Source organism: Limnofasciculus baicalensis BBK-W-15 (genome assembly GCF_024178385.1).
Taxonomy (GTDB): domain Bacteria; phylum Cyanobacteriota; class Cyanobacteriia; order Cyanobacteriales; family Coleofasciculaceae; genus Limnofasciculus; species Limnofasciculus baicalensis.
Window position 1 is genome coordinate 1 of the sequence record NZ_JAMZMM010000186.1, and the last position, 11,906, is coordinate 11,906.

Here is an 11,906-nt window from a genome sequence, read left to right on the forward strand (position 1 = left end):
CTCCCGGCACATACAGTAATGCGCCCGCCTTTGGCATTGGGAGTGAATCCTAGCGATTCATTGTGGAAGGCGCTAGAAGAGATGCGGCAAATATCGCCAATGGAACCCTTGCTGGTGAGGGGAGGAGCCTATGAGACTCTTGGCGAATTGGAGAGTCTAACCCCTCCACAGCCCCTAGAGATTGCCTCTCCAACTCCCCCTTCCCTAGTAGGGAAGGGGGCTGGGGGGTTAGGTTTTCCGAATTCGCCAACTGTATCATCATATTTGGGTATTCTCGCTCCAGAAGACGTTTTGCGATCGCTCGATCCCATGGCAATGCTGGGCATCATCGCAGGATTACAGGAAACTGTCGCCCAGATAACCCCTCAACTTGAGGAAATCCAACAGGAGCTTCAAGAGCAAATGGCGGTAAATGAGGAAGTACAGACAGCGCTCAAAGAAAGCCAAGCACGACTGAGATTAATTAACAGACTCTCAACAGAAGAGGTAATAGGTAAGGGGTTAGAGGTAAGAGGAGAAGAAAAGGGGCTAGAGGCTCAAGAGCAGGGGCTAGTAAATTCTTCTTCCCTACTCCCCATTCCCTATTCCCTACTCCCTACTCCCCACAGGGATCAAATCTCCTCTATTGAGTTTTTGAATAATATTTTAAACGCTATTCCCGATCCGATTTTTGTCAAAAACGAACAACATCAATGGATAGCTGTAAACGATGCCTTTTGTGAATTAATGGGGTGTAGCAGAGAACAACTAATTGGAAAAACAGATCGGGATTTATTACCCCAAGAGGAAGCTGATGTATTTTGGGAAAAAGATGATTTAGTTTTTACCACTTGTGTCCCTGATGAAAACGAAGAATCTTTGACAGATGCGTCAGGAAAAACTCATATAATTTATACCAAAAAATCTATCTTTTTTGACGAAGCAGAGCGGAAAATATTGGTAGGAACGATTAGGGATATTAGCGGACAAAAGCAGGTAGAAGCAGTATTACGACAGCAGGCGGAACGGGAAAAGTTAATTAGAGCGATCGCACTACGAATTCATCAGTCATTAGACTTTGATGAAATTCTTAATACTACTGTCACAGAAGTACGACAGTTTCTAGATACAGATAGAGTAATGATTTACCGCTTCAATCCCGACTGGAGTGGAATTGTTGCTATAGAATCAGTGATTGCGCCTTGGAATGCAGTTCTAGATATCCATGTTAAAGATGATTGTTTTGCTGAAAACTATGTGAAAGCTTACCAACAGGGACGGATTCAAGTCGTCGAGGATATTTACAACGCGGAAATGGCAGATTGCCATATAGAATTTTTGGCTAAGTTTCAAGTGAGAGCCAACTTAGTGGTGCCAATTTTACGAGGTGAAGAACTTTGGGGATTACTAATTGCCCAACATTGTCGCAGTACGAGAAAGTGGCAGGAATTGGAAATCGATTTACTGCAACAATTAGCAACCCAAGTTGCAATCGCACTTAATCAGTTGGGATATAAACAGCAACTGGAAAGAGAACTTAATGAACGAAAGCAAGCTGAAGTAGCACTCAGACACCAAGCAGAAAGCGAACGATTAATTAGTTCAATTTCAATGCGAATTCGTCAATCTCTGGAATTAGATGAAATCCTCAATACTACTGTGACAGAAGTTCGCCAATTTCTCGCCACTGACAGGGTATTAATTTACCGATTCAATCCTGACTGGAGTGGAATTGTTGCTGTCGAATCAGTTGATGCCAACTTGAAAGTAGTTTGGGGAACTACTATCCACGATCCCTGCTTTGGTGAAACTTACGCATCAGTCTATCAAGAAGGTCACATTAGTGCAATTGAAAATATTTACACTGCTAATCTCGTCCCCTGCTATGTAGACTTCGTGGCACAATTCGATGCTATTGCTACATTAACCGTACCAATTTTACAAGGAGATAAACTCTGGGGACTCCTGATTGCCCATCATTGTCGAGATCCCAGGCAGTGGCAAACAGTTGAAATCGATCTATTAGTACAATTAGCAACACAGGTTGCGATCGCAGTGCAGCAATCTGAATTGTACCAACATCTTTCCGCCGAACTTATCGAGCGCCATGAGACTGAATTGGCGCTACAACAACAGCTTCAAAGATCTTTACTCCTCAAGCAAATTACCCAAGAAATTCGAGGGAGTCTGGATACCCAACAGATTTTTCAAACCGCTGTTACTCAAATTGGTAGAACATTTCGCGTCAATCGCTGTGTTATTCACACATACAGGGAAGAGGGGGAACAAGTCAAAAGTCAAGACGAACAACAAACAACCAACAACAAACAACCAATACCACGGATTCCCATAGTAGCAGAATATTTAGAATCCAGATACGCATCAATTCTGGATTTAACGATGCCAGTGCGAGGGAATCCCTACATGGAAGATCTACTAATACGAGATCGCGCGATCGCATCTCCAGATGTTAGCAACGATCCCCTTCTACAACCGATTACTTTCCTCTGCCGCCAGATTAATCTTAAGTCTATGTTAGCAATCCGTACCTCTTATAAGGGACAACCGAATGGGGTAATTGCTCTTCATCAGTGCGATACCTGTCGCCAATGGACGACGGATGAGATCGAATTACTAGAAGCAGTCGCGGATCAAGTGGGAATTGCCCTGGCTCAAGCTCAATTATTGGAGCAAGAAAAGCGTCAGCGGCAGCAACTAGCCGAACAGAATCAGGCGACTATTGCTGCTAAACACTCAGCAGAAGCTGCTAACAAAGCTAAAAGTGAATTTCTGGCAACTATGAGTCATGAAATTCGCACCCCTATGAATGCCGTAATTGGGATGACGGGATTATTGCTAGAAACGCCGCTTACACGGCAACAGGCTGACTTTGTAGAAACTATTCGTAATAGTGGCGAAACTCTCCTAACTATTATTAATGATATCCTCGACTTTTCTAAAATTGAGTCTGGTAAGTTAGAGTTGGAAGAACAACCCTTTAATCTCCGTACTTCCATTGAAGAATCTTTAGACTTACTTGCCCCTAGAGCAACTGAAAAAGGTATCGAGTTAACTTACATAATCGATCCCAAAACTCCCATTGCCATCCTGGGAGATATTACTAGATTGCGTCAGATTTTGGTGAATTTACTCAGTAATGCTGTTAAGTTTACTACTACTGGTGAAGTAACTATTTCAGTCACGTCAAAAGTCGTAAACACACCAACAACAAATAACCAACAAGAAATAACCAACAACCAACAACCAACAAGAAATAACCAACAACCAACAACCAATAACCAACCACAAAACTATGAAATTAAATTTGCTGTAAAAGATACAGGAATTGGTATTCCTGCTGACAGATTAGATCGCCTATTTAAACCCTTTAGCCAGGTTGATTCTTCTACTAGTCGTCATTTTGGGGGGACTGGATTAGGTTTGGTAATTTGCAAGCGGTTGAGTGAAATGATGGGGGGGACAATCTGGGTGGAAAGTCACGCAGGTGAGGGTTCGACTTTTTACTTTACAGTAGTTACTCAATCTTGCCATATTGATGATGAAATAGATCTTGATGTCAGGCAACCTCAACTTGATGGCAAACGAGTTTTGATTGTGGATGATAATGCTACCAATCGCCAAATATTGACTCTCCAAGGAGAGTTTTGGGGCATGACAACTCGTGCGGTTGAGTCTGGTACAGAAGCATTAGAATTGCTGGAAGACGGAGAGTATTTCGATCTGGCAATTCTGGATATGCAGATGCCGAGAATGGATGGGTTAACCCTCGCTAGTGAAATCCGGCAACTGCAAAATTATCAGGAGTTGCCTCTGGTAATGTTGACTTCAATGGGCAAACCAGAAACTCGTACCCAAATCGATGAAATTAAGTTTGCGGCAATTCTGACTAAGCCAATTAAACAATCTCAACTTCACGATATTCTAGTCCAGGTTATGGGAGGTAAACCCATCAAAGTCAGATCCAGTTACCCGATATCACCACAGATTGATCCTGATATGGCATCCCGTTTGCCACTGCGGATTCTCCTGGCAGAAGATAATGTGGTAAATCAACAAGTGGGATTGCATTTGTTACGGCGACTTGGCTATCGCGCAGATGTGGCGGGGAATGGTTTGGAGGTAATTGAAGCCTTGCGCCGCCAGTTTTATGATGTGGTATTTATGGATGTCCAGATGCCGGAGATGGATGGCTTGGCGGCGGCTAAATATATATGTTCAGAATGGTCCATATACCAGCGCCCTCGGATTGTGGCGATGACGGCAAATGCGATGCAGGGCGATCGCGAAATCTGTTTGCAAGCAGGTATGGATGATTATATCAGTAAACCAATCCGGATCGAAGAATTGGTTCGCGCGTTAAATCAATGTCAATCGGAGTTAGAGGTAAGAGGTGAGAGGTTAGAGGTAATAGAAGAAGAAAAATTCCTCTTGCCTGAAGAGTTAATAGGAGAAGAAGAGGGGCTAGAGGCTAGAGAATCGGGGCTAGAAAATTCTTCTTCCCTAGCCCCTATTCCCCAGCCCATAGCCCCTTTTCCCCTTGAAGAAGTGATTGACGCGACTGCATTTGAAGAATTGCAGTTAATGGTTAACGAAAACGAAATGTTAGTGCGAGTGATTGATAGCTATCTGGAAGAAACGCCGCAGTTATTGGAAGGGATGACTCAAGCGATATCCCAAGGAGACGCGGCAACCTTACAAAGATATGCTCATAATCTCAAGTCAACTAGCGCTACTTTTGGTGCGATGCGCCTCTCTGAATTATGCCGGGAGTTGGAAGGGATGAAACTCACATTTGTAAACAATACTTTCGGTGGGGTTAGCCAACCCAATTCTGCAAATAATTGGGAATTAGCCGCCGCTATCTTATCACAAATGGTAGCGGAATACGAAAATGTGAAAACTGCTTTATATTTTGAGCGTGAGAAGCTGGAGGGGTAGCTAATTGCTAATTGCTAAAGAATAGGAAATCCAGAATTAAATCTAAAACTCAGAGATGCTAAGAAACTCGGTTTCTTGGAGAAACCGGGTTTCTAGATATTCCCGATATTCCCTACTCCCTACTCCCCATTCCCCAATTATTAGAAGGTAAAAGTAGTACGAATCGCACCTACCAAGGTGGTATCATTATTCGCATCACCTTCTGGATTAAAGAGGACAAAAGCCGCTGGAGTAATACTGATATTATCGTTAACTCTGAAGTTGTAAAATGCCTCCAAATGGTATGGTGTAGCACGATCGATATCAGGTTCCGCTAATTTAGCAGCACCATCAGCACTGACTCGATAAAGCGGTTGTCCAAAAATTAATCCTGCACTATTTCCTTCTTTCAATAAGTCTTGGAAATGGAGTCCAACCATCCAACTGCTGAAATTAGAAGACGCATCTGCACCAGCGGCTGAATCGACAAAGAAATATGAGCCATACCCCGTGAAAGCAATTTTGGGTGCAACACGCCAGGTTAAAGTTGCGCCGATAGAGTTAACATGAATAGGTGTGTTTAAAGTACCTGCTAGGTTTAGGTTGCCTGTTAGATCCTGAGTTTGTCCTGGAATAAATAGAGGACTACTAGAGTAGCGTGAATTACCAATACCCAGTATATTCAAATCGTGGTAACTGTGGGCATAATTGAGACCAATATCAAAACTTTTGCTAGGCTTAATCGTAAGTTGAGCCGCTGCAACACTACTACCACTAAAAAATCCTGCGCCTAAGACATTATTAGCACCTTGATTAGGAATAGCCGCATTAACACTACCGTACAAAGCACGGAAGTCTAATTTATCAGAAATACCCCAAATAAAACCCGCTGCAGATGCTAAACCTGTTTGAGAAGTACCACCAGATACCCGCAATACAGGGTTCAAAGTAGCAAACCGAGAAATCGCTCCTTGCCCTTCACTAGCAAAGGGAATAATAGTGGGAAAAGCATCAGATACTTCAGCAGAAGTTCCCCCAAATAGGGTAAGATTTTTTATGCCAGATGGAAAGATATAAAGTAGCTTGTAAAGCTGAACATTATTACTTCCATTCGTCGTACTGAGATCTTGAGGTGTAAATCGGGGAAACTGAGGTTCAAAGCTTAGTTTTGTCGATCCTTCACTGAGGAAAGCATCTCTTCCTGGAAATAATGTTCCTTGAACACTACCCGCACCAAAGGCATCGCCGCCAAAGTTATTCGCCTGCAATCCAGTAATTAGCAAATCCTTGCCTGTAAAACTGGTTTTGAGGTTCAAGCGGACTCGATCTACTAGAATAAGATTGGCATTATCTCCCGTATCAGGATCTCCTCCCGTAGCGCCAACTAGTGAGAAAATTGCTTCACCTTCCAACTTAGTTGTTGTAGAAAATTGATGTTCTTCTAAGTAGCTAACACGTCCTTCTATTTTATCTACTCTGGCTCCTAAAGTTGACAATTCTACCTGAAATTCATCAACTAAACGCCGCAGTGTGGTTAAGTCTTGTGGGTTAGTATTGGGGGAATTATTGCCAATTAATCGCTCAATTTGTTGCAAACAAGCATTTAATCCAGCCGCAAATTCATAACGAGTCATGGCACGATTGCCGCGAAATGTACCATCTGGATATCCCGCAATACAACCATACCGTTCAACTAAGTTTCTTAGTGCTTCATAAGCCCAATCGCTAGGGCGAACATCGGAGAGTTGCGATACAGAAGTAACTTGTTCTAGTCCAGATGAATCTAGATTGTTGCTTTCTATAAGTTGGGCTAAAGTGTTAGATTCACTCGGTAATGATGAATTATTGCTATTCCTCTGTTCATCAGGTTCAATTTTTACTTTTGAAGTCTCTAAGTCAAGTTGTTGCGTTTGAGGAAGAACAGGAGTATCGTATTTATTTGTATCAGTTTGGTCTAGTTTGACTATGGTGCTGCTGATACTTTCGGTGTCTGTGGCTGAATAGATATTAGAATTTGCGATCGCACCTTCAGTAGTGCTTGCTTCAATTTTAGCCAAAGGCTCAGGCTGATTTTTGTCTAGGGTGTTAGGAATATCCGCAAGAGCAGGGTTAGTTTTCCCAGAGAAAGAACCAGCAATTAAGCATAATAAACTGACTCTACCGATAATAGTTAGGCGATTGTTATTCAAAGTTAGTCCTCACAAAAAAAAATCAAGGTTAGCAGTAGCGGATGGCACTCTAATTTACAGAATGATGTGATACCAATCCGGATGATTTCGCTAGAAATCGAGCCTGGAGAGGTATTTTGGGAAAAGATAGTAGATGCCAAGGGGGAAAGCGCCAAAATATCAGGCGAAAAGTTTATTATTACGTTGGTGAGGATTGCCCACCCTACGGTTATTGAAAGGCGTGCAAGATCTTAGTAGACGAGAGATGAGATATATCATCGCCACAAATTACCAGGACTTACATCTCCTATCTGTAGGGTGTGTTACCCTTTGCTAGTGTATCGCGATATGTGGCAGTAGGGCTACTCCTAACTAAACTAAAAATGGCAATTACCAATAGAGATATTTTCTCTATTTTGTAGTCCCGATAAATTTGTGCTACTTTTTACGCTGGCTATCAAGTTCTGCTTTCTTTAGTGATATCCAGCCATCATCAAGAAAATATCAGCGGTTTCTTTATCCAGTTTTTCCTGATGTTTAATTGATGCTTGGGTAACCAGTTTATGGAATTGAGCTAGTTTGATTTCAGCCCTGAATAAATCGCATTATTGAGAATTGCCTGAAAGCTTTGTGGTGTATACGTCTTGAGGTTTATGTCAGATTTATGTCAGATAGTACCTGATACACCCTCTCTGAATTATTGAATAACTTATTCAATAATTCAAAACTATCCTCAAAAGTACCCATAGGTGAGGATGATTGGGATGGGAGAACCCTTGTTACCCTCTTATGAAAAATGGACACAACTGGATTCGAACCAGTGACCCCTACGATGTCAACGTAGTGCTCTAACCAACTGAGCTATGCGTCCTCACCGACCAGTTAAACAATATAGCACAGACATCTGAAAAAATGCAATCGGATCGAGAAAAAAAAAATTGGCAGGGAGCTGGGGGGTAGGGGAGTAGGGAAAATACTTCGGATCTGGTCTCAACGATAGTTAGTTCTGCTAGAATACCTAGGTTGTTCAGCCGAAGCTAACATCTTTGAGTCAATCAGCAGTAGACATCTCCACCATCGATACATTAGCGCAGGAACTTGCGACAATCCAGCAAACGGGTTCTAAACGTATTGCCCTATTGGGTTCACGTCACGTCCCCATTACTCATCAACATCTAATTGAGATGATGAGCTATGCCATGGTTTTAGCAGGAAATCGTCTTATGACTTCCGGCGCTGCTGGCACTAACTCAGCCTCTATTCGAGGGGCTATGCGTGCCGATCCTAATTTGCTGACGGTGATTTTGCCCCAAAGCCTGGAAAGGCAGCCACGGGAATCACAGGAACAGTTAAAACAAGTCATGCACTTGGTAGAAAACCCAGAAAACGATCATCTGCCTCTGGGTGAAGCGAGTGCTTTGTGTAACGCTGAAATAATTTCCCGGTGTCAGCAACTTATTTGCTTCGCTTTTCATGACAGTAAAACCCTCCTCAAAACTTGTGAGGAGGCGGAAGCACAACGTAAAGTTGTTACTCTTTTCTATTTTGATTAGTTGTTGGTTATTTGTTGTTTGTTATTTGTCTGGTTCAGGGTAAGTCTACTTTTCATGAGTCTAAAAAACTATTGATGAATCAATTAGACCAATGACAAATAACAAATAACAAATGACTAACGACTCTTCAAACAATTGTCGCACCGCTGACAGCGAAAGTTAATCGCTTCTTTAGTAAAGCCAAACTCCCTTAACAAAAACTGCCAGCGACAGTCCCGAGTGGTCAAGTATTGAGTCATTTGCGATTGTATTTCTTCTTGGGTAGCGCTTAACTTAACTAAAGTAGCAGAGTCTATACGGGGATTTTTGCGATAAGAGAAAGGATCAGACCATTCTAGTTGATTAGCACTGTGAAGAATTGCCAATGCTACCTCCCCGTCACGATATTGTGTGGCTACTGTTTTCACTTCTCCCTGAAGTGGTAATTTATTGACCAACTTTTGGGCATTTTGATATTGCGATCGCAAGAAATTGACAAAAAAATCCCGGCGTTGCTTATCCTCTGGATTTAACCATCCCGTTGGCTCACTCACTAATGTGAGCGCATCAGCAGGTAACCCATCTCTTCCCCCACGCCCTACTTCTTGAATATATTCTGACAAAAGTTGAGGCGCTTGGAAATGTACCACCCAGCGGACATCTGATTTATTTATCCCCATCCCAAAAGCAGAAGTACATACTACAAATTGACTATTTCCATTCAACCAACTAGCTTCAATTTTTCTACGTTCCTCAGCGCCTAATCCCCCATGATATGCGGCAGTTGCATAACCTAATTTCCCAAACCATTGAGCCAATTCTTCACTATCCCGCCGGGAACGAACATAGACTAAGCCACTTTGTCCCGATTTCCCTTGGATAAACTTTAACATTTTTTGGCGGCGGCCTCTGGGACTCCAAACCGTTTGCACTTTGAGGTTAAGATTGTCCCGATAAGGACTAATTAAAAAGAATTTTGGCTGTTGTAATTTCAGGACATTTTGAATAGTTGCTTGGGCGGTAGTATCGGCTGTAGCAGTGAAAGCCGCGATCGCAATTTTTGTTCCTGGTGGCTTACACTTCAGCAAGGCTGGTCGTACTGCACCCAAACGCCGATAAGCAGGTCGAAAGGTATCTCCCCACTGTACCAAACAATGGGCTTCATCAAGAATTAAACCATTAATCTCAAGTTGTGGCTGACACAATCTTTCCCATACTGGTTCACTGAGTAAAGTTTCTGGGGATAGATATAATAATCGTAGCTCCTGACGTTCTAATGCTTGCAGGGTTTTTTGCCGTTCCTGACTGGGTAATTCGCTATGAAGTAGGGCAGCGGGTAATTTACGATCTTTTAACTCCTGTACCTGATTTTCCATCAGTGCAACTAGAGGAGAAATCACTAAAGTTAATCCAGTTTGTAATAGGGCTGGAAGTTGAAAACAAATAGACTTTCCACCACCTGTCGGCAATACAATTAGCGCATCTCGCTTGTCTAATAGGCTGCGAACAATTTCTCCTTGGGGGGGACGGAAATCTTCATATCCCCAAATTTTTTTGAATTCGACGCGGACATCATCCCAGGAAGTTATTGCAGAATATTTCATGATTAATAGTAGTGGCAATGGTATTTCGGACTCAGCTTGTCTGGAGGAAGATGTTGTACCAGATTTTCTGCTGAATTTTATTCAGTCGTAAAGAAAACACCCCAACTCAACGGGACTCACTTTTTCCCGTATTACACCCTATATTACAGGGTTGCTTCTGTATTACGCTTCCGTAAATATACGGATTAAACCTGGGTGAAGTTGGGGAAAATACTTAGGTTTGAAAATTCGTTTTGTAGAGAAAATTTTTCTGGGTGTAATACACTTACTATAGGAGTCAGTCCTCAGTTTCGCGGAAGGCTGGATTATGGCTTTGATTGCCATCAAATCAAGCAATTGCAAAGCCCGTATTTTGGGATGGCGAAAACCAAGTACAATATCTTCCTTAGAGAGTTGTAACAAAATGCTGAGGCAGTATAAAATCGGGGTGGGAGAATAAGAAACCCGGTTTCTTCGGCGAAACCGGGTTTATGGGGTGTACTAAATTCAACTGAAAACAGCTATATTTGATAATTCCCTAAAGTCTCGACATCGCCGCGATCGACATTTCCACTTTATCCGTCAAAAGAGCAGTAAGTTGATGGGTAATTGGCAAACTATCAACCACGATCCCAGTACACAAAAGCATCATGTAGAGAATCGAGTATTTAAACAGCGATCGCGCCAGTTGGTTATCTGTGGGATTCTGTAATAACTGCCATGCCTTTTTCAGGAAAATGCTACCTAACAGAATTGCGATCGCGCCATAAAGAAAACCCGATACTCCTAAAGGATAAATCAGCATCAGGGAAACGGGTACAACTAACAGGGTATAAATCCAAATTTGACGAGTGGTAGACTCTTCACCCTCCACCACAGGTAACATCGGGATACCGACTTTGGCGTAATCTTCCCGAATCATTAAAGCTAGTGCCCAGAAATGGGGAGGTGTCCACAAAAACACAATCGCAAATAGTAACCATGCTGCCCAGCTTAATTCTCCTGTCACTGCCGCCCATCCTACTAGTGCGGGAATAGCACCAGCAGCACCACCAATTACGATATTTTGGACTGTATGGCGTTTGAGTAAGTGGGTGTAAATGCCCATGTAGAAAACAATACCGGACATTGCCAGTAATGCTGTTAGCAAGTTAGCGAATACAGTTAATAGGGTAAAGGAGAGACAACCTAATCCAATCCCAAATAGTAACGCATCACGAGATTGGATCTTACCTGATGGAATTGGACGGTGACGGGTGCGCAACATCTCGTAGTCAATATCGCGATCGTAAATACAGTTGAATACTTGTGCGGAAGCCGCAGCTAGAGTACCACCGACAAGGGTTACAAGTAGCAATAAAGGATCTACTTGTCCATCGGCTGCCATCCACATACTTGCTGCTGTAGTAATCAGCAATAGAGGAATGATGCGAGGTTTTGTTAGCTGATAGTAACTTTGCAAAACTTGCCATAAGTTATCGTGTTGAGGGGATACTGTTGTCCCAAGCATTCAATTCACCTATTCCTTTTTTTGAGTTTTGAGTTTTTAATTTTGAGTGTTGAGTTTTGAGTTGGGTAAGAGAAGTTTGAGTTTTGTTAGCAATAACCGTAGGGTGGGCACTCCCCACTAAGGTAATAATCAGATTTTCAAGTTCTAAGGGGGAGTGCCCACCCTACATGAAACGCTCTATTGAAAGGCGTGGAAG

6 protein-coding genes and 1 tRNA gene are annotated in these 11,906 nt (G+C 42.5%); 3 read left to right on the top strand and 4 right to left on the bottom strand.

What is annotated here, in order from left to right:
- Positions 1-42: 42 nt before the first annotated feature.
- On the top strand, positions 43-4,938 hold the full coding sequence (locus NJ959_RS17660; protein WP_254013058.1) for a GAF domain-containing protein: 4,896 nt from the start codon (positions 43-45) through the stop codon (positions 4,936-4,938).
- Positions 4,939-5,078: 140 nt separating this feature from the next.
- Here the strand turns inward: NJ959_RS17660 and NJ959_RS17665 are convergent, their stop codons facing one another.
- On the bottom strand, positions 5,079-7,106 hold the full coding sequence (locus tag NJ959_RS17665) for an iron uptake porin (RefSeq protein ID WP_254013059.1): 2,028 nt from the start codon (positions 7,104-7,106) through the stop codon (positions 5,079-5,081).
- 81 nt (positions 7,107-7,187) lie between these two features.
- On the opposite strand from NJ959_RS17665, the gene NJ959_RS17670 reads away from it, so the two are divergent.
- Positions 7,188-7,340 (top strand): hypothetical protein, encoded by a 153-nt coding sequence (locus NJ959_RS17670; protein WP_254013060.1) that lies wholly within the window; start codon positions 7,188-7,190, stop codon positions 7,338-7,340.
- 542 nt (positions 7,341-7,882) lie between these two features.
- On the opposite strand, the gene NJ959_RS17675 is transcribed toward NJ959_RS17670, so the two are convergent.
- Positions 7,883-7,956 (bottom strand) — tRNA-Val (locus NJ959_RS17675).
- Between the two features lie 175 nt (positions 7,957-8,131).
- On the opposite strand from NJ959_RS17675, the gene NJ959_RS17680 reads away from it, so the two are divergent.
- Positions 8,132-8,638: a DNA recombination-mediator protein A gene (locus NJ959_RS17680; RefSeq protein ID WP_254013061.1), complete on the top strand. Its 507-nt coding sequence runs from the start codon at positions 8,132-8,134 to the stop codon at positions 8,636-8,638.
- A 116-nt stretch (positions 8,639-8,754) separates the two neighbouring features.
- Here the strand turns inward: NJ959_RS17680 and NJ959_RS17685 are convergent, their stop codons facing one another.
- Together NJ959_RS17685 and NJ959_RS17690 are read right to left on the bottom strand one after the other, a co-directional pair.
- The gene (locus NJ959_RS17685; RefSeq protein WP_254013062.1) at positions 8,755-10,221 is read right to left on the bottom strand and encodes a RecQ family ATP-dependent DNA helicase; all 1,467 of its coding nucleotides are present in this window, start codon (positions 10,219-10,221) and stop codon (positions 8,755-8,757) included.
- 517 nt (positions 10,222-10,738) lie between these two features.
- Complete coding sequence (locus tag NJ959_RS17690) at positions 10,739-11,710, bottom strand: heme o synthase (protein WP_254013063.1); 972 nt, start codon at positions 11,708-11,710, stop codon at positions 10,739-10,741.
- Positions 11,711-11,906 lie beyond the last annotated feature (196 nt).

Excerpts from the sequence above, each read along its gene's own strand:
- NJ959_RS17685 (WP_254013062.1), bottom strand. The coding sequence starts at position 10,221 with ATGAAATATTCTGCAATAACTTCCTGGGATGATGTCCGCGTCGAATTC.
- NJ959_RS17670 (WP_254013060.1), top strand. The coding sequence starts at position 7,188 with ATGATTTCGCTAGAAATCGAGCCTGGAGAGGTATTTTGGGAAAAGATA.
- NJ959_RS17690 (WP_254013063.1), bottom strand. The coding sequence starts at position 11,710 with ATGCTTGGGACAACAGTATCCCCTCAACACGATAACTTATGGCAAGTT.